Origin of the sequence: Salmonella sp. SAL03688 (assembly GCF_046551895.1) — a bacterium.
GTDB classification, from domain to species: domain Bacteria; phylum Pseudomonadota; class Gammaproteobacteria; order Enterobacterales; family Enterobacteriaceae; genus Salmonella; species Salmonella enterica.
Genome location: NZ_JBGDVI010000014.1, coordinates 1 through 18514, shown reverse-complemented (window position 1 = coordinate 18514; position 18514 = coordinate 1). Strand labels below are relative to the sequence as shown.

Genomic DNA, 18514 nt, shown 5'->3' with positions numbered 1-18514 from the left:
TTTCAGGCCTACTCCGGACCCGTAGGCCGGATAAGGCGTTAGCGCCGCCATCCGGCAGACCGCCTGGTATTCCTCAAATGATGTAGTGCGTAACCTGACGCGTGGCGCTTTTGGCTACGCGTTAAGCTCAGGCAAGCTGCGGGAAAAAGTAGATCAAAAAATTTATAACGTGCTGCCGTGATAAATCTGATAACCCAAATCAATCGTATTATGGTTGAGATCGTTATTTTTAATTTTGTTGAGCAACATCTGCGCGGCTCTGCGCCCGATCTCAAAACGAGGGGTAATTACGCTGGCGAGGCTCGGTATCATTTGCCTGCCCATCTCCAGACCGTGGAAGCCGGCGATGGAGATCTGCTCCGGTACGGCCAGTTGACGCTCGCGGCACCACAGTAGAGCGCCCATTGCGATATCGTCATTAGTACAAAAGACGCCATCCACGTCCGGGTGCGCAGTAAGCGCATCACGCATTAGCTGTATCCCCAGATGGATAGAGGAGATAGCGCGGGGATTGATGCGCAACGGCGCCAGCCCCCGGCGCGTCATCGCATCGCAGTAGCCGTGATAACGCTGCTCATCACGGATATCGTCTTTTGAACCCAGATAGAGGATTTTACGCCGCTGGCGTTTATCCAGCATGGTGCTGACCATATCAAAGGCGGCCTGACGGTTATCAAACCCCACCTCCATATCTAAGCGATCGCCCTGGATGTCCATAAGTTCTACAATCGGAAGGGTTGCTGAGCGCAGGAATTTGACGGTTCTGAGGGTATGATATTTTTCTGAAAGAATAATGCCGTCGATATTGTAGGACAATAAATTGATAACGGACTCTTCTTCCGAATCGCGATTGTAATTGTAATTCGCAATGAGAGTTTGGTAGTTATGACCCGACGTTACGGATTCAATCCCGGCAAGAATGTCGGCAAACAACTGGTTCTGAAAAGAGGGGATCAGCACGCCCAGAGTGTAACTTTGCGCGTTTAACAGCATAGCTGGCGCGCGATTTGGTATGTAGTTAATTTCCTCCATGATCTGCGCAATACGCTCGCCGGTTTCCCTGGCGACTTTTTTCGGCGAGCGGATGTAACGGCTCACCGTCATTTTTGTCACGCCAGCAAGCGTAGCGATATCCTGCAAAGAAATTCTGTGATTCCTCATGTTTTCTCCAGTACTGGGGGCGGGAACGTCGCCCCCATGGTTAATTGGGCTGCGGATGATGAATTAATGCAGAACCGCATTCAGCGCCAGTACGCCCAGCAATCCCATGACAGAAATCAATGTTTCCATAACGGTCCAGGTGCGTAGGGTTTCCCCGACGCTAAGATTAAAATACCCTTTAAATAGCCAAAAACCGGGATCGTTAACATGTGATGCAATAACGCTTCCTGCGCCTGTCGCCAGTACCATTAACGCCGGATCGGCGTGGGTTACGTTAATAATCGGCAATACGACGCCCGCTGTGGTTATCGCGGCCACGGTCGCGGAACCTAACGCAATACGCAGCACGGCGGCTACCGTCCAGCACATTAATAACGGAGATAGCGAGGTGCCGGTCATTAATTGCGAGATATATTGACCCACGCCGCTATCCACCAGCACTTGCTTAAACGCGCCGCCGCCCGCGATGATAAAAACAATCATCGCAATAGCGCCAATGGACTCGCCGACGATATCCATCACCTGCTCAACCGTACGTCCGTTGCGTCGGCCCAGCGTAAAAATGGCGATGATAATGGCAATAAACAACGCCACTGCTGGATTACCGATAAATTCGAAGAAAACCCGCACGGCATTCGTTTTTGGCAGCGTGATTTCACATACCGCTGCGATGGCCATCAGAATGACCGGGATCACGGCGGCAAAAATACTGTTCCAGAATGACGGCATCTCCTCTTCACTGAATAGGTGAGGATTAAATAATCCTTCAGGTGGCGCTTTCTCAAATCGCGCCAGCAATTTTGAAAACAGCGGGCCGGCAACAATCACGGTCGGTATGGTAATGATTAACCCATACAACAGGGTCGTACCGAGATTTGCCTCAAAAATTGTCGCAATAGCGGTAGGGCCGGGATGCGGCGGCAGGAAGCAGTGCGTAACGGATAAGGCGGCGACCATTGGAACCCCGACATACAGCAATGGCAGTCCCGATGAGGCCACAATCGTAAAAACGAGCGGCAACAGCAGTACGAATCCGACTTCAAAAAACATTGCCAGGCCGACGATAAGCCCGGTGATCACCAGCGCCCATTGCACGCGTTTTTTGCCGAACGTATTAATGAGCGTCGTCGCAATGCGCTGCGCTGCGCCGGTGTCGGAAATTAATCTTCCCAGCATCGCGCCAAAACCGAGGATCATGGCGAGTCCGCCCAGAGTACCGCCAATTCCGTTTTGTATGGAGTGCAGGACGTCTTGCGCGCCCATCCCTTCGGCAAATCCCACCACGGCGGCAACCAGAACAAGGGCGATAAAGCCGTTAACTTTAAAGCCAATCATTAAGACCAACAGCAGCGCAACGCCTGCCGCAATAATTATTAATGGCATATTCGTCTCTCTTATTAGCGCCAAAATAGCAGCGCTTACGCGCTGCGTCGTATTTCCCTGGTCAGACGGCAACCAGCATACCGCCATCGACAAACAGCAGATGTCCGTTAACAAAGTCGGAGGCTTTTGACGAGAGAAACACCGCTGCGCCAATAAGCTCCTGGGGATCGCCCCAGCGTGCGGCAGGCGTACGTTTGCATAGCCAGGAGGTGAAGGCTTCATCTTCAACCAGCGCTTTGGTCATCTCCGTTTTGAAGTACCCCGGCGCAATACCGTTGACCTGGATATTATGACGCGCCAGCTCCACGCACATGCCGCGAGTCAGCATCTTCACGGCACCCTTCGATGCGGCGTATGGCGTAATCGTGTCGCGGCCCAGCTCGCTTTGCATCGAACAGATGTTGATCACTTTTCCTGCCTGACGCGCCACCATACGGCGCGTAACGGCCTGAGAGACGAGAAAAACCGCGGTTTGATTTACGGCGATGACGTCATTCCACTCCTGTTCGGGAAACTCAGTAAACGGATGACGGCGCTGGATACCGGCGTTATTTATCAGGACGTCAATGACGCCGATATCTTTTTCGATATGTTCAACCGCAGCTTCAATATCCTGTTTATGGGTGACATTAAAGGGAGCGGCAATAGCCTTTATCCCTTCCTGCTGGAGTTTCGTCACGGCTGTTTCGGCGCGCTCCGGGGTAATATCGTTAACAATAATGCGCGTGCCATAGCGACCAAGACCGGTCGCCAGCAAATAACCAATTCCCTGAGCGGCTCCGGTGATAAGGATATTTTTACCTGCCAGTGAAAAAAGATCGTTCATGATAGTGTCCCTTATTTTACTTTCTCAGAAAACGAGCTGAACTTTTGCCGCCTGTGTTTTGTCTCCGGCAAAGATCAGCGCCGCTTCCAGGTCGGTAAATGGATATTCCGCGCTCAGTAACGGCAGCGGATTGATAACGCGGTTGGCAAGCCAGGAAACCGCAGTATTAAATTCGGTAGTAAAGCGGAAAGAGCCTTTCAGGGAGATCTCTTTGCTTATTACCATCATCATCGGGAAGTTGGGGACTGCGCCGCCCATGCCAACCTGCACCATCACGCCTTTGGCCCGTGTGACTTCCAGACACGTTGAGATAGAGGAAGGATGCCCAGAGACTTCAAAACTGATATCGAAATACCCTTTTTCTGCTTTCCAGTCATCGAGAGAATCATGCTGTGGGTTCACCAGCGTATCCGCGCCCATCTGCCGGGCCAGCGAGAGAGAACGGGCGCTGATATCGGCACATACCACTTCCGCCGCGCCCAGCGTTTTTACCGCGCTAACAATCAGGCAGCCGATAGGGCCAACGCCGGAGATAAAGACGCGTTTGCCCTGCAGATCGCCCGCCTCATGAGCCGCATGAATGGCAACCGCCAGCGGTTCGGCAAAGGCCATGGCTTTTTCGTCCGCCTGTTCCGGCCAGGGAATGCACTGAGCGGTATCGACAGCTTTAAATCGGGTAAAACCGCCATCGACATGCGGAAAATACATGGCGCTGCCAAAGAAGCGCATTTCAATACAGTGGTTTTCTTCATGCTGCAGACAGTATTTGCAATGACCGCAAGGCTTCGATGGATTAATCGCTACCGGTTGTCCTTCTCGTAATAAATCTGAGTCGCTACGAACGATTTTGCCAATCACTTCATGCCCTAAAATCATTGGCGCTTTTACTGTAAAATTGCCGACTTTGCCTTCCTGATAATAATGTAAGTCAGACCCACAAATGCCGCCACGGGTAATTTGTACGAGTGTTCCTTTATTATTCCATTCAATATTTTGTTCCGTAACGGCAACAGCACGCTTACCCGCAACAACGCAGGATTGAGTTTTTACTTCCATAAATTCCTCACTGGTCAGGTAGTTACCCTGAACGCATTTAAGCGGTTTTATTTGTCACTATTTGTGACTTATGTCACGCTGGAAAATTGTTACACTACAATGTTACGCATAACGTGATGTGCCTTAGAGTTCTTCTCTATGGAAATTAAAAAACGTGAAATTGTCGAACGTAGAGGCGTAATATTGTGTTGTGGAATATGACTCAGAGGTATTTAAATGGCCGGGGAAAGCTATATTTTAATGGGTGTTTCAGGTAGTGGTAAGTCTTTAATAGGCAGCAAAATTGCAACATTATTTTCTGCGAAGTTTATTGACGGCGATGATCTCCATCCGGCGAAAAACATTGATAAAATGTCTCAGGGAATACCGTTAACTGATGAAGACCGTTTACCCTGGCTGGAACGATTAAATGACGCTTCATACAGTCTTTATAAAAAAAATGAGACGGGATTTATTGTCTGCTCGTCATTAAAAAAACAGTACCGCGATATTTTACGTAAGAGCAGCCCTAACGTACATTTCCTGTGGCTGGATGGCGATTACGCTACCATTCTGCAGCGAATGCAGCGTCGTGCCGGGCATTTTATGCCGCCAGACCTGCTGCAAAGTCAGTTTGACGCGCTGGAGCGACCGTGTGCCGATGAACATGATATTGCGCGTATCGATGTTAATCATGACATCGAGCACGTGACGGAGCAGTGCCGACTGGCTGTACAGGCTTTTCGTCAGGCACTCAGCGCTTCCTGATCATTGTCAAAGCGCTGAGTCAGGCGGTCAGAAGTCAGCTTTTAGCACTACACGATAGCGGGCTTTGCCGTCGCGAACGTGCTGGATAGCCTCGTTGATTTGTGACATTGCGAACAGTTCCGTGGTGGGCGCGACTTTGCTGCGTCCGGCGAATTTCATCAGTTTGCGAAGTTCATATGGCGTTCCGGTTGCCGAGCCTGAGATACTGCGATCGCCGGCAATTAATGTAAACGCCGGTACGGGCAGCGGCTTCAATACCGCCCCAACGGTATGGAAGTTGCCGCCATAGGTCAGCGCTTCGAAGTAGGGCTGCCAGTCGAGATCGACGTTGACCGTGTTAATAATGAGATCGAACTGGCCCGCCAGTGCTTTTAACGCTTCCGGATCGCGGCTGTTCACCACGTTATTGGCCCCCATCGCCAGCACTTCCTGCTCTTTCGATGGATTGGAGCTGAACGCGGTGACTTCACAGCCCATCGCGTGTAACAGCTTTATGGCGATATGCCCCAGCCCGCCAATACCGATGACGCCAACGCGGCTGGTAGCAGTAATATGGTGCATCAATAGCGGTTTAAAGACCGTAATGCCGCCACATAACAGCGGGCCTGCGGACGCCATATCTATATTCTCCGGAAGAGGAATTACCCACTGCCAGCCCGCGCGAAGCTTCTCGGCAAAACCGCCACGATTGAGGATAGTGGGCACTGCGCCTTCCTGGCAGTTAATTTGATTGCCGCTGATACAGGCATCGCAGTGTCCGCAGCTGCGCGCCGTCCAGCCGATTCCAACGCGCTGGCCGACTTTTAGCCCCTTATCCTGTGCCGCGCTGCCGAGTGCGGCCACCCGACCGATGACCTCATGTCCGGCAACCAGAGGGTATTGAGAGAACCCCCATTCATTGTCGATCATCGACAGATCGGAATGGCAGATCCCGCAGTAGTCGACCCGTACCTCGACATCTTCCGGTTGGAGTTCTCCCGCGTCATATTCATAGAGTTCGAGCTCGCCGCCCGCCTCTTTGGCGGCGTAGCTTTTTATTATCGTCATTGTGCTTCCCTTAATGTGGTGTTGAACTGAAAAGTGTAGAGCATGGAGGCAAGGGACGCCCGACGTTAATCTGCTGGAGAAGGCGGGAAGTAGCCTGATTATTCTATTTAATACTCAACGCTGCTGAAATTTTCAGCACTTAGCGATACAGGTGTATGCTCGTGCTTGCATGGCGGCGTATGACAGGTATAATCCACAACGTTTTCCGCATACCTCTTCAGTGCCGAAGTGGCGAAATCGGTAGACGCAGTTGATTCAAAATCAACCGTAGAAATACGTGCCGGTTCGAGTCCGGCCTTCGGCACCATTAACACTTCTTTTGACGTTTCCTGAAGTCTACAAATCCAGAAAAAATCCTTAAAAACAAGCAAGTTACCGTATTTCATGGTCTTTGTTGGTCTCTTGTGGTCTACCCTCTTTTGGGGGCATAATCGGGGGCATGTCAATTCGATCAGGATTTGTGCCCCCAAAATGAAACTCAATGCTCGCCAGATAGAGACCGCAAAGCCGAAAGAGAAAGCCTATAAAATGGCTGATGGAGGCGGCTTGTATCTTGAAGTCTCCCCAAAAGGTTCCAAGTATTGGCGCATGAAATATCGCCGCCCATCTGACAAAAAGGAAGATCGGCTCGCTTTTGGTGTATACCCGACGATCACTTTGGCTGAGGCTCGGGGTAAGCGCGATGCAGCAAAGAAATTGTTGTCTCAGGGCATTGACCCCAAAGCTGAGCAAAAGGGGGCACAAGCTGAAATTGAGGGGGCATATTTATTTGAAACTATCGCAAGGCAATGGCACGCAAGTAACCTAACTTGGAGCGAAGATCATAGCCGTCGCGTTCTGCTGACGCTTGAGCAGTATATTTTCCCCTCGATAGGTCAAATTGACGCCAGAACTTTGAGAACCAGCCAGCTTCTCAATCCGATCAAAGCTGTTGATGCGGCAGGTAAACATGATGTTGCGCAGCGACTGATGCAGCGCGTAACCGCAATTATGCGTTTCGGTGTGCAGAATGACCTTCTTGAATCAAATCCTGCCAGTGATATGGCTGGAGCGCTTTTAAGCGTTAAGGCAGCCCATCACCCAGCACTACCCCCAAAAAGAATCCCTGAGTTTCTTGAAAGACTATCACGCTATAAAGGGCGACTAATGACACGGCTTGCCGTTGAATTAACGCTACTCACATTTATTCGTTCAAGTGAGATGCGTTTTGCTCGCTGGAGTGAGGTTAACTTTGAACGAAGCGAGTGGACGATACCCGGAATTCGTAAACCTATTCCCGGCGTAAAACACTCTGAGCGTGGGATGAAGATGAAAACTGAACATATTGTTCCGCTTAGCAAACAAGCATTTGATATTTTTAAACGTTTACATGCCTTGAGCGGTAAAGGCGAGGTTATATTTCCCAGCGATCATGATCCCAAAAAAGTAATGAGTGAAAATACTGTAAATAGCGCCTTACGTGTAATGGGATATGATACTAAGACAGAAGTATGTGGGCATGGTTTTAGAACTATGGCGCGTGGTGCGCTAAGTGAGTCGAAACTATGGAATGATGATGCCATTGAAAGACAGCTAAGTCACGTTGAACGAAAAAACGTGAAAGGTTCATATATGCATACTTCTGAATATCTTGAAGAAAGAAGATTAATGCTGCAATGGTGGGCTGATTACATTAATGCTAACAAGAATGGATCTATCACACCATATGATTTTGCGCGTGTGCATGGAAAATAATTACCATTGTGGTACTGAGGAGAGATTCAAATGAATAACACTCAATCTGATAATAATTTGTTTTATTTTAATAGGTTAACGTACATTACACCGCACGAAGTGGCGCTTGCTATGAATGGTTTTGACTATGATACCGAAAATGATGAATTGACTGATATTCAATTAAAAGAGGTTATTCGGTTAAGAAAGGCAATAACCAGAAATCTACAATTGATTAATGAATATAAAAACATATCCGCCACGCAAAAAGTGGAGGCGAATTTAGTATTAACTGCCGCTTATATCTTTCAGAGGGAAGATATTGTACCTCCTGAAATTAAGGAAAGAATTGAGAACGCATTGCAACAACAAGTAAAAAATAAAGATTGGGGCGATATTTTAATGATGCTAGGAGGAAGTGAATTATATGAAGTTGGTAAAAAGTTAAGGAGTAATGGCAGAGGGCAGTACAGAAAAGATGATGAGGATAATTATAGTTGTAAATTAATTTACTTACTAATTGAGTTGCTTAAGAAACATGGAAAGGGAAATTATAGCGATAATAGTGTTATATATAATGATATTGTTTCTTTTTGTAATGAGAATGAGATTCTATTGAAAGGGATTAAAAAAGCTACGTTCTATAATAAAATAAAGCTGGGGAAAGACATTATAAAATACGGAGAGTGAATTTATTATTACTATCTGTATATCTCTCATTAGAAGGGGCTACAAGAGGCTCTAAGGGGCTATAGGGGGTAATACAGTGTAATACTGTGGTAATCCCTGAGTAATATGAATCGATAAAACGCAATAATACCTTCTAACGTATGATTTGTTTGTGCTGTAATGCTATCTATATGAATTTTATTGATTTTATTTTGTTGTGCGTTTTCCTCTTCTCGTGTTCTTTCATATGAACATTATTTCTTTTTTCAGTAGAAAATATCACGTTTCAATAGAATCAGCGTTTGTATTAATAGATTCCATTATCACTAGAATCACTTTTTTTCAGTGTTTAAAGTCACCGTGAACTTAAGTAGAACACGGAGTAACAAGATGGAATATGCAAACAACCTTTCAGATAATCAGACTCTTATTTCAGTAAAAGAGGTGTTAAGACGCGTTCAGCGTAGCAAGGCATGGCTTTACAAACAGCTTTCAAATAATACATTTCCCCGCCCAGTAAAAATAGGAACTCGTGCAATTTCATTTGTTGAAAGCGAAGTCGATCACTGGATTCAAGAGCAAATATATGCCTCTCGTGGTGAACGGCATGAAAATCACTAATAAAAAAGCCCGACATATTGAGTTTGTGGGCTTAAAAATATTGTCGCTTACTGAAATTAGCATGGAGCCTGAGAGAACGTCTGTTAGCTTCTCTATTCAGCCTCCTTGCTCTGGCTTAACTTTCCTGCGCTGGCGGCGTTTGATCTCACTTTGCATGGATGTAATGATGAATTGTGACGTACTTTCGTCCTCTTCTTTCACCATTTCCATCGCTTCAACTACGTCATGTGGCACTCGTGCCTTTAAGGCTTGTGATTTAGCATTCTTTGTACCGGTAGCCATTACTGAATCTCCGTATGTTTGGTGGGCCACAGTATACACGGGAAAAGAACAAAGAAAAGCATTGACGTGGGCCACACCTAATATCTATAGTGGGCCACACCTTAAGTGTTCTAGGGTGAAAAAGGCGAAGCCCGGCAGTGCAGCAACACTAACCGGGCCTCTGACCAATCCGCTGTATGAGGAAACGAAGATGGCTAAACAGAAGTGTACCTGGTTATTTGCTGCGATCAACCGCAGTCAACGCAATGCCCGTCCTGTGATGTTAAGGATCACCGCAGATAACGAGCGCTCAGCGCGGCGCAGACTGGCCCCGGACTACGTGCTGAGCTTTGCCGGTCGCATTCCCTGCGGAGGTGAACATGCGTAATTATCCGCAACCCGGCGAACGCTGGCAGCATGAACGTGGCTGGACCATCACAATCATCCGATTAATTGAAGCCTCGCCCTCCGTGGCGCTGGTTAATCCTGAATTCAGCTGTGAAGTGCTGATACGTCATGACAGCGACAACCAGCTTTCTTCCTGCCCTCTGGCATGGTTTGAACAGCGGTATACGCGCCTGTTTGATGCGCCGCTCTTTAAACCTTCGCCAGCTCCGAAGGGCGGTAGTGGCTCTCTGACATTACATCCGTCTGTTGTATTTACCCGTTGGCGGGAGCGCAGCATACGGCGTTCTGCTGAACCTGACGACAGTCACTATTCAAAGTTTCTCTGACAAAACACCGCTGAAAACGGAGTAATCCACGATGAATATTTCTAACGGGCACAACGGTGCTCAGGGCCACACTTTGCCTGAAAAATACAATACCGGTGCTTTTGCCTATGGGTTGTCAGAGGACGGTTTCGGAAAGCTGACCCGCGCAAGAAATGCCTGCGACATGCTCCAGCTTCTCTTTTCTGAATACCCGTCTCAGGTCGGAGCGCTGGATGCAGGTTGTGCGCCGGGTGTTGCCGCGCTGATGGAATACCTGCGGGCAGATTTGACGGATATTGCGCACAGCTGCGCACTGATTGAAGGAGGTGCCAAATGAACCAGCCGCAGGTTTCCATTTTCCCGGCAGAAATGACCATCGCGCTGTACCGGCGGGCTATTGCATCGGCATGGCGGCAGAAAACGCTGAACGAAACTGGCAGCGAACAGTATGGTCCGCACAGCCTGACGGTTGAGCGTATTGAAATGGCCATTGCCCTGCATATCGAGTGCGCACTGATTAACGAGTACGGCGAAGCACAGGGCGCCGCTGCCGCGCTGGCACTGCTGACTGACATGCTGGAGCCGTCACTGCTGACTGCGCCGCCGGTACTGACCGTGCGCGGCTGTGAGGTGATGGCGGAGCTGTACCGCACACTTCCGGCGGCCTTTGATGATTTCTGCAGCACGGGTGTGGCACTGCATCAGGGGGAAGTATGACAACACAGACGGTTACGCAGATTTCAGCCGCAGCCCGGGGGAAATGGCCCGTTATTCTGCAGATGTTGCGTATTGATGTACCCGAAAACGGCAGGCACGGTCCCTGTCCGAAATGTGGGGGCAAGGATCGTTTCCGCCTCGATGATCTTGACGGGCGCGGAACGTGGATTTGCAGCCAGTGCGGCAATGGTGACGGTCTGGATCTGGTTAAGCTCATGACCGGTTACGGCGTCAGAAAGGCTGCGCAGGAGGTGGCGCAGGTGCTTAATGTGCCGGATGTGCAGGAACTGCCCGTTAAGCCCGCCAGGCAAAAAGCCCCTAAACGCGATATGAGCCTTACCGTGGCGGCGCTGATGAAAGAGAGCCACACGGGAGAAACCCCCTATCTGAACGGGAAAGGGTTTGCCGGATATCCGGCCTCCCTGACCGGAAGCGTGCAGCATATCAGCGGTAAGGATTTTCCTGCCGGTTCCCTGTTGTTACCGCTCACCACCAACGCCGGAGCCGTGACCGGTGCGCAGCTTATCGCCCCGACGGGTGAAAAAAGTATACTGCCCGGCAGCACGATGAAAGGCGCGTTTGTGGCGCTCAGCCCGTTACCGTCTGAACCGCCGGTACAGGTAGTGATTACCGAAGGTTACGCCACGGCACTGACGGTGAGCCAGCTCACCGCCGGATGCGTAGTGGCTGCCATATCTGCAGGCAACCTGCCCAACGTGGCGCAGTCGCTGCGGGCACGCTGGCCTGAGGTAAAAATCATCATCGCCGGTGATAACGATTTTCAGGACGGTGGCGAAAATCCCGGCAGATCCTTTGCTGAACGGGCGGCAAAAGCCGTCGGCGGCTGGATGACACTGCCACCGGGAGAGATTAAGGCTGACTGGAATGATTTCCATCGGGAGCACGGTATTACCCGCGCCCGTGAAGCCTTTCGTAACGGTCTGGTGCTGTGCGGGGAGGGCCGCACGCAGCTGCCGCACGGATTCCGTCTTACCCAGGAATATCTCTGGTATGAAAAACAGGTACAACGCAACGGTGAAACGGAGATCCAGAACGTCAAAATATGCAACCCGCTGCGCGTGACGGCAATCACCTGCGATGCTGATGGCGGTAACTTCGGGCGACTGCTGGAGTGGGAAGATACGTGGGGTGAGCGCCGCCGCTGGGCGATGCCGATGGAAATGCTGAGCGGCAGCGGTGAGGAGCTGCGCCGGGTACTGCTGGTCAACGGACTGTCCTATATCAGCACCACCGGTGAGGCCCGCGCACGCCTTATGGAATATATCTCTCTTTGTAAACCGGAACGCCGCGTGACCTGCGTCAGCCGCACCGGCTGGCATGGTCAGGTTTACGTCCTGCAGGATGAGGTCAGCGGTGAAGGTGCAGAGGGTGTCATTCTCCAGACCACTTCCGTGCAGGGGCGCGATTTCCGCGTGTCGGGCACAACGAAGGAATGGCGGGAGCACGTTTCCCGCTACTGCACCGGCAACTCCCGCGTGGCGTTTGCCGTCAGTCTGGCGTTTGCTGCCCCCCTGTTACGGCTGGTTGGTATGGACGGCGGCGGCTATCACCTCAAGGGGGAATCGACGGACGGTAAGACCACCACAATGAAAGCGGCAACCTCCGTCTGCGGCGGGCCTGACTACTGGTACACGTGGCGGGCAACCGGCAACGCGCTGGAGGGATGCGCCAGCCGCCGCAACGATGCCGCCATGATGCTCGATGAGATCCGGGAGGTGGACGGACGCGAGGCAGGCAATATCGCCTACATGCTGGCAAACGGTCAGGGCAAGGGCCGTGCCGGTACGGACGGTGAGCTGCGCACCCGTAAGCAATGGCGGCTGCTGTTCTTTTCAACCGGCGAGCTGTCACTGACCGAACATGCAGCAAAAGCCGGTGAGCGTACCTTTGCCGGGATGGAAGTCAGGATGATCCAGATCCCCAGCGATTCCGGGAAATTTGGCGTATTTGAGGAGCTGCACGGCTTCGACAGCGGCAAGGCACTGGCGGAACATCTGGAGTGGGCCACGTCCAGCTACTACGGTTCGCCGTTCCGGGAGTGGCTGAAAGCCCTGACTGCTGACCTTAACGGGCTGACGGCACAGGCAAAGTCACTGATGAAGGAATATACCGCCGCCCTGACCCCGAAAGATGCGGGTAATCAGGTGGGCCGGGCCGTCAACCGCTTTGCACTGGTGGCGATGGCGGGCGAGCTGGCAACCCGGCTGGGTATCACCGGCTGGCCTGAGGGTGAAGCTCTGCGGGCAACCCGCGTCTGCCTGAACGCATGGCTGAAAGATCGCGGGCACACCGCCAACCAGGAAGATATTGCTGCACTGGAGCAGGTACGCAGCTTCTTTACCGCGAATCAGTACAGTCGCTTTGCAGACTGGCACGACGAGCGCAACCGCCCCGGCAATATGGTGGGCTGGCGCAGGGTGGAGAAAGGCAGTACCGCGCAGGGGACGGAAGCCATCACCACGTTCTATGTCATGCCATCTGGCTGGAAAGAAATCTGCCGGGGATTTGACCCGCGCAAGGTGGCGCGTCTGTGCGCGGATCGTGGATACCTGCTGCCCTCAACCGATGGCAAGCTCCAGACAACCATTCGCCCGCCAGAGATGAATCCCCGCAGGCTCTATGTCTTCAACAGCGAGGTGCCGGGTTAAGGCTTTGCGTGAGTCTTATTTATTAAGGGTAACAGGTGAAACAGGTGGAACAACCGTATTTTACAAGGGCTGAGCCTGTTCCACCTTTTGAAATAGTGAGGTGGAACAGGTGGAACGCCAGCCGATCCGCTGTTCCACCTTGTTACCCGCGATGTTCCACCTGTGCTGTGCATATAAATACTTTATAAAACAATGCTGTAACACATGTTTCACCTGTTCCACCGCATCAGGGACATAAAACAGACTGAAACAGAGGCATTTTTTCTGGCTGGCTTTCATAGCCACGTCTGAATAACCGCAAACGCCCGTTGTGCCAGCCACCACACACTGAGCACCGGTAGTGCGCTTGTGTCAGCCACGACACAATTGACGTAACGAACCAACCCGACAGGAGAAGTCATGAACAACCCAGCAGAGAATAACAACCTTTCCACTTTTCCGGCTGTAACGCAGCGGGCACTGGAAACCATGAACACAGCCAGAAACGCATGGCTTGAAGCACGTCGTAAGCAGAAAGCGGCAGCGGATAATATTGCGACAATCCGCCAGCGCCGCGCTGAAATGGAAGCCTCGACGAACGCGCTGAATGAGGAGTGGCGCACGCTGTTCCGTGAAAGTCAGGGCGTAGTCTCAAAGGAAATGAAAAAACTGCGCACGGAAATTGCGCTGGGACGAGAAACGCTTGAGGATTTTGATGAACTGCTGGCAGCTCAGGAAAGCGAAAATGCCTTATTACCACAGGAAGCCGGGAAATTAGCCGGACAGTACATCAGCGCGCACAACACCCTTATGGAGATCCGCGCGAAACAAATCTGGGAAGATTTCATGCAGTCGCATGGTAAGGCATTAATCCAGACACTGAGCCTGCTCAAAACCACAATGGGCCGGAAAGCCAGCGCTGTTATTGGCGTGGTTCATTCCGTGAATGATCCGGACACTGTGCTTAAAGACTTTATTCGCAAACACATCACCGAACCGTCGCTCGCTAACGATGCGATGCCGGAGCACGATCCAGTATTAAAACTGGCGGGTGTTGCACCGGATTATGCTGCTCTTGCTGATTTCCGCAAACTTCCTTCTCCGGCGGCCCTTCATAAAATGAAGATCCGGCAGGAACGTGAAGAACTGCAAAAACGTAACCGAGCCGCGGAGGGTATCTGATGGCGTTGAAATGTCCTTTCTGTTCAGCCATTGCACATTGTCGAGCCAGTGTGTACGAAGCTCCGTCTGTAAAGAAAACGTACTACCAGTGCCAGAATCTGGAATGTTCAAGCACTTTTACGGCGCTTGAATCAGTGCATACTATTATCACACGTCCGCGGAAAGAAGAGAAAACGCAGACAGTGCAGGAGCCTACTGACAAAAAAGGGCAAACGCTCAATCGCTATGGCTCCGCTTCAAAGCTGTCAAGCCGTCAGCAAATTCCTGTCTGATTAGCAAAAAACACCCACGCAATCCCGGTCCAGTACCGGGATTTTTTACCCCTTTTATCTGGCTGGCCTGAGAGCGCATGAGTGCATGACTATGGCGCATGAAAACGCATGAGTCTCATGCGCCATTTTTGACGCAAAAGCCCTTGTGTGGTGGCTTCTGAAACGATTTACGGGGTGCATGAAAACCAGTCTGTTAAGCGAAGCGGGCAGGCGGGCGGGGCAGCGCACGTAAGCGCTGAAAGTAATGGTTTTTATCAAAAAAAGGAACGATAGTATTATTCGATAATTTGGAACGAATTTTATTCAATACGTAGAGGGTAGGTTATGGACAATGGTTACGATGAGGATTACATATCTGGTCTGACTGATCGTGTTTTCTTAATCAAGAGACAACTTGAAGCTGGTAAAATGCATATCGCTAGCCATCTTGTGGATGGATTTAAAGAAAGTTTCGATAAAATTAGGTTAAGGCCTGATGGAAAAGTTGACCCAACTACCGTTGATGGTCGCATCAGAGCGATGGGTGCAGCAGTAAATCATTTTTTTGAACGTAATGAAATTAAGAAAAAGTTCAATATAGTTGACTTTCAAGAAGCGTATTTTAAGATTCTATTCAGCAATTTCTATCAATTTTATGATGACTTTATTAAAAGTAAGGCTCAACCGTATCAAGTAGCTCATTTCATTTCTGAACAAAGTGATTTCGTAGATCATCTAGATCAGATTTTTCCAGAGTTGCTTTCTGATGTTAAGGAGTTTTGGGAGACAGTTCATGAAATTGGTGAAATTCATCTCCAAGATGGTGAACAGTTAAAAGCAAATTTTGCGGGTGATCTTTTCCCTGCATATACAGAAAATGCAGTATCTTGCACTGGTCTCTATATTGATACAATAATATTACCGTGTCCTATATTGAGAGTAGGGAAAATATATGGATTTACTAATAAAAAACACTTTTGTTTCTTATTAATGAAACACGTTTTAACATGCATGACTTACAGAAATTTAGCATTGGAGGATATTGAACCTGCTATAGTACTAGTTCTTCCTGATAAACGTGATTTTAGTAGTGATGATAACGAGGGACTGCATGAGCGCGCAACGCCTTTTGTTCTTGCCCATGCTCAATATCTATATGGCAGAAGTTTTGAGAGTAAGGATGAATTGTTTGATTTTAGTTCATCATTAACTGATGTTGATAAAGTTTTTAGAGAATTAAAACGCCCTGAAAGATTAATTTTTGATACCGAGTGGGGACCTGGCGGACGAGCGCAACTAGAACGGCATTTAGCCGATCCTGAGAAAATGAAATCACCAGTTCATAATGGTAATCCAGGAATTGAGGTGATGTTCACATGCACTGGTCGCATGCCACAGGCACTTGCAGCAAGAATAAATGCTCAAGATTTTAGAAGTACGCCATATATTAATGCAGAAACCTCTTGGCTTTATTACACTTGGTTGATGGAATATGAAGCTCTTGACTTTAATATTGATAATGAAAATTTAAAAGAGTTACATATGGTCAATGCTTTATCCAAAGGGATGCAAGGCGGTTTTTCTTGGTTAGGAGATATCCCTTTGAATAACATCCTAGAAATAAGGCGTAACGGATTAATGCCGGAAATACGAAATATTTTATCAATCGGTATTTCTGAGATAATTAGTGCATCTCCTCGTGATTATAATGCTTCTTCACAAAGGGTAATTGATAATGTGGATAGGGCATTTATTCAACATCAACGTTTCCTTGAAAAAATTAGAAAGGAAAAACTAAGAATTTTAGGGGTGGAAGTTGCACCATTTATAGTTAATGGTGCTTTCGGTATTGCTTCAGCATTAATCAACAAACCTGAATTAGCCTTGGCTAGTTTTACACTTGGGACATTGGGTTTGCCAACTCTAAAAGATATTAGAACTAGTTTTAAAAATAGAGAGGAAAAACTAGCCAATTATAAAAGAACAGCTACAGGCTTGATGTTTAGAAAAAAATAAAATGTGGGCCGTTTAAGGCCCTTTCATTTAATCTAATAAGTATGGCCTAAATTTTATTACCTCTTCATTTAGCCATTCATTCAACTCTTCACAACGTTTTTGGAGGGGGAGTAATTCATTACGAACAAACACACGACTTGCTTTTTCCACATCGCCAAAACCACCAGTGTTGTTAGGTATGATACCCATCATCTGCGGTGGCACGCGGTGCGCTGCCATCATGTCATCACGACTCACATTCTTGATATTCATAAACTCATCTTTTGCCGCCACCTCTGACAGCGGGATGATCTGGATGCCGTCCTTTTTACCATTGGGCGAGTACATAAAAAGATTGCGAAAGTTTCCCGGCCCTTTGGCACTTTTCATTGCCTTGCGGATGTTGTTCACGTCCTCCTGATTCTGCGCCGCGTCTGTCATGTACATGATGAAACCCGCATGACTACCGTTGATGTAATACTTCCGGCGGAACAGCGTTGCGGACTCGTTGAGCAAGGTTGACGGAATGGCAGAGAGATAACCGGGCAGCCCGTAAATCTCCTGGTTAATATCCGGCTCCATCAGGTGAAAAATATTGCCTCTGGTGAACTCATAAGGCTGCGTCGTCAGGCTGTAGTTCACAAACCAGTAGGATTCTAGGTTAACACCGCGCCGGGTATACTTTGCCAGTGCTGGCTCCAGTGAGAGGATACCACCCAGCCGGTTAGTGCGCTTTTCCAGATAGGCATTACCAAACACCAGATAATCCTGAACGAAACGGTTGAAAGACTGCTGGCTGAGCAGGCGATGCGGGATATAGGTACTGCTGAGAATGTCGCGCTTAACGGCAATTGGTGAACTGTGATGTACGGCTGCGCGGTAGGTACGTGCCAACCCTGCAAAACTCACCGGCGGCTCATACCAGCGATCCATTTGCACGCATTCCACATAGTCCAGCAGTTCGCGCCGGTCCAGTACTGGAATGGGATCGCCAAAGGTGAAACATTCTGCAGAGGACTGCGGCTCTGCCGTTGCAGTAACCTCACGGTCAGAAATTTTGTCCTGATTATCCATATTCTTTCTCGCTGTGAACAATTCTTGAGGGATCAGGTGTGTAATGAACAGCACAACGATATTTGCTTGACTGTCTGATTACTGCTGGCGGGCATTGTGTCAAATTCGACACAATTAATAGCGGTTCTGGTGATAGGTTCTGTTCGGGTTTGGATCCGTAAAGCGAACACAAACCAAAATATTTATGTAATCTGGTTATTAATCAGACAAAGCGATAGTAGTGAAATTTCAGTGGGGGCATAAAAAGGGGCATAAAAGAAAATGTTGTTTTTAATTGTTAATCAATACATATAGTTATTGGATTTTTCCATTCCGGCCTTCGCACCATCGGAACATCAATAGACGTCAACGTGATCCTACCCACGTAATGTGGACACAGCCCTAAGCGAGGTTCTGGTTTTCAAATTGTTCCGGACTGAGACCGCCACAGGCACTGTGACGACGCCACCG

General features: G+C 49.2%; 20 protein-coding genes and 1 tRNA gene. 13 read left to right on the top strand and 8 right to left on the bottom strand.

What is annotated here, in order from left to right; genetic code table 11:
• Positions 1–162 precede the first annotated feature (162 nt).
• The 4 genes from ACLJR2_RS14945 to idnD all read right to left on the bottom strand — a co-directional run bounded on the left by ACLJR2_RS14945 (position 163) and on the right by idnD (position 4426).
• The gene (locus ACLJR2_RS14945; protein WP_001244065.1) at positions 163–1161 is read right to left on the bottom strand and encodes a LacI family DNA-binding transcriptional regulator; all 999 of its coding nucleotides are present in this window, start codon (positions 1159–1161) and stop codon (positions 163–165) included.
• A 63-nt stretch (positions 1162–1224) separates the two neighbouring features.
• Positions 1225–2544: a gnt-II system L-idonate transporter gene (gene idnT, locus ACLJR2_RS14940; RefSeq protein WP_001128356.1), complete on the bottom strand. Its 1320-nt coding sequence runs from the start codon at positions 2542–2544 to the stop codon at positions 1225–1227.
• A gap of 61 nt (positions 2545–2605) precedes the next feature.
• On the bottom strand, positions 2606–3370 hold the full coding sequence (gene idnO, locus ACLJR2_RS14935; protein ID WP_000998692.1) for a gluconate 5-dehydrogenase: 765 nt from the start codon (positions 3368–3370) through the stop codon (positions 2606–2608).
• A gap of 24 nt (positions 3371–3394) precedes the next feature.
• Complete coding sequence (gene idnD, locus ACLJR2_RS14930; RefSeq protein ID WP_000453359.1) at positions 3395–4426, bottom strand: L-idonate 5-dehydrogenase; 1032 nt, start codon at positions 4424–4426, stop codon at positions 3395–3397.
• 216 nt (positions 4427–4642) lie between these two features.
• On the opposite strand from idnD, the gene idnK reads away from it, so the two are divergent.
• A complete protein-coding gene (idnK, locus tag ACLJR2_RS14925) occupies positions 4643–5173 on the top strand; it encodes a gluconokinase (protein WP_000896756.1) in 531 nt (176 codons plus the stop codon).
• Positions 5174–5200: 27 nt separating this feature from the next.
• On the opposite strand, the gene ACLJR2_RS14920 is transcribed toward idnK, so the two are convergent.
• Entirely contained in the window at positions 5201–6220 is a 1020-nt protein-coding gene (locus ACLJR2_RS14920) for an NAD(P)-dependent alcohol dehydrogenase (RefSeq protein ID WP_000152563.1), read from the bottom strand.
• Positions 6221–6442: 222 nt separating this feature from the next.
• Here ACLJR2_RS14920 and ACLJR2_RS14915 point away from each other — a divergent pair.
• The 4 genes from ACLJR2_RS14915 to ACLJR2_RS14900 all read left to right on the top strand — a co-directional run bounded on the left by ACLJR2_RS14915 (position 6443) and on the right by ACLJR2_RS14900 (position 9223).
• Positions 6443–6527 (top strand) — tRNA-Leu (locus tag ACLJR2_RS14915).
• 164 nt (positions 6528–6691) lie between these two features.
• Complete coding sequence (locus ACLJR2_RS14910; RefSeq protein ID WP_043991162.1) at positions 6692–7954, top strand: tyrosine-type recombinase/integrase; 1263 nt, start codon at positions 6692–6694, stop codon at positions 7952–7954.
• Positions 7955–7984: 30 nt separating this feature from the next.
• Positions 7985–8623, top strand: a complete 639-nt coding sequence (locus tag ACLJR2_RS14905) for a hypothetical protein (RefSeq protein ID WP_001066526.1) — start codon at positions 7985–7987, stop codon at positions 8621–8623.
• A gap of 369 nt (positions 8624–8992) precedes the next feature.
• Positions 8993–9223 carry a helix-turn-helix transcriptional regulator gene (locus ACLJR2_RS14900; protein ID WP_001534484.1) on the top strand — a complete coding sequence of 77 codons (231 nt, stop codon included), beginning with the start codon at positions 8993–8995 and terminating at the stop codon, positions 9221–9223.
• A gap of 96 nt (positions 9224–9319) precedes the next feature.
• On the opposite strand, the gene ACLJR2_RS14895 is transcribed toward ACLJR2_RS14900, so the two are convergent.
• Positions 9320–9505, bottom strand: coding sequence for a YlcI/YnfO family protein (locus tag ACLJR2_RS14895; RefSeq protein ID WP_000190569.1), 186 nt, complete (start codon positions 9503–9505; stop codon positions 9320–9322).
• Positions 9506–9695: 190 nt separating this feature from the next.
• Between ACLJR2_RS14895 and ACLJR2_RS14890 the strand changes: the two genes are divergently transcribed.
• From ACLJR2_RS14890 to ACLJR2_RS14870, 5 genes are read left to right on the top strand one after another with little or no spacing between them, the layout of a single operon-like run.
• Positions 9696–9872, top strand: coding sequence for a host cell division inhibitor Icd-like protein (locus ACLJR2_RS14890; RefSeq protein WP_001118612.1), 177 nt, complete (start codon positions 9696–9698; stop codon positions 9870–9872).
• Complete coding sequence (locus ACLJR2_RS14885) at positions 9865–10218, top strand: hypothetical protein (protein WP_001247001.1); 354 nt, start codon at positions 9865–9867, stop codon at positions 10216–10218. The genes ACLJR2_RS14890 and ACLJR2_RS14885 overlap by 8 nt, the downstream gene beginning before the upstream one ends.
• Positions 10219–10249: 31 nt before the next feature.
• Positions 10250–10534 carry a hypothetical protein gene (locus tag ACLJR2_RS14880; RefSeq protein ID WP_001027156.1) on the top strand — a complete coding sequence of 95 codons (285 nt, stop codon included), beginning with the start codon at positions 10250–10252 and terminating at the stop codon, positions 10532–10534.
• The gene (locus ACLJR2_RS14875) at positions 10531–10914 is read left to right on the top strand and encodes a DUF5375 family protein (protein WP_001075575.1); all 384 of its coding nucleotides are present in this window, start codon (positions 10531–10533) and stop codon (positions 10912–10914) included. Before ACLJR2_RS14880 ends, ACLJR2_RS14875 begins: the two co-directional genes overlap by 4 nt.
• Complete coding sequence (locus tag ACLJR2_RS14870; RefSeq protein ID WP_000211880.1) at positions 10911–13583, top strand: TOPRIM and DUF927 domain-containing protein; 2673 nt, start codon at positions 10911–10913, stop codon at positions 13581–13583. Before ACLJR2_RS14875 ends, ACLJR2_RS14870 begins: the two co-directional genes overlap by 4 nt.
• A 60-nt stretch (positions 13584–13643) precedes the next feature.
• Here ACLJR2_RS14870 and ACLJR2_RS14865 read toward each other — a convergent pair whose 3' ends face one another.
• On the bottom strand, positions 13644–13862 hold the full coding sequence (locus ACLJR2_RS14865) for a hypothetical protein (RefSeq protein ID WP_000648110.1): 219 nt from the start codon (positions 13860–13862) through the stop codon (positions 13644–13646).
• Between the two features lie 120 nt (positions 13863–13982).
• Here ACLJR2_RS14865 and ACLJR2_RS14860 point away from each other — a divergent pair, with 120 nt between their 5' ends.
• The 3 genes from ACLJR2_RS14860 to ACLJR2_RS14850 all read left to right on the top strand — a co-directional run bounded on the left by ACLJR2_RS14860 (position 13983) and on the right by ACLJR2_RS14850 (position 17011).
• Positions 13983–14744, top strand: coding sequence for a hypothetical protein (locus ACLJR2_RS14860; RefSeq protein WP_001064139.1), 762 nt, complete (start codon positions 13983–13985; stop codon positions 14742–14744).
• Positions 14744–15016 carry an ogr/Delta-like zinc finger family protein gene (locus ACLJR2_RS14855; protein WP_015633239.1) on the top strand — a complete coding sequence of 91 codons (273 nt, stop codon included), beginning with the start codon at positions 14744–14746 and terminating at the stop codon, positions 15014–15016. Before ACLJR2_RS14860 ends, ACLJR2_RS14855 begins: the two co-directional genes overlap by 1 nt.
• A gap of 324 nt (positions 15017–15340) precedes the next feature.
• The gene (locus ACLJR2_RS14850; protein ID WP_000368629.1) at positions 15341–17011 is read left to right on the top strand and encodes a hypothetical protein; all 1671 of its coding nucleotides are present in this window, start codon (positions 15341–15343) and stop codon (positions 17009–17011) included.
• 27 nt (positions 17012–17038) lie between these two features.
• Here the strand turns inward: ACLJR2_RS14850 and ACLJR2_RS14845 are convergent, their stop codons facing one another.
• Positions 17039–18064, bottom strand: coding sequence for a phage portal protein (locus tag ACLJR2_RS14845; RefSeq protein WP_000369883.1), 1026 nt, complete (start codon positions 18062–18064; stop codon positions 17039–17041).
• Positions 18065–18514: the final 450 nt, after the last annotated feature.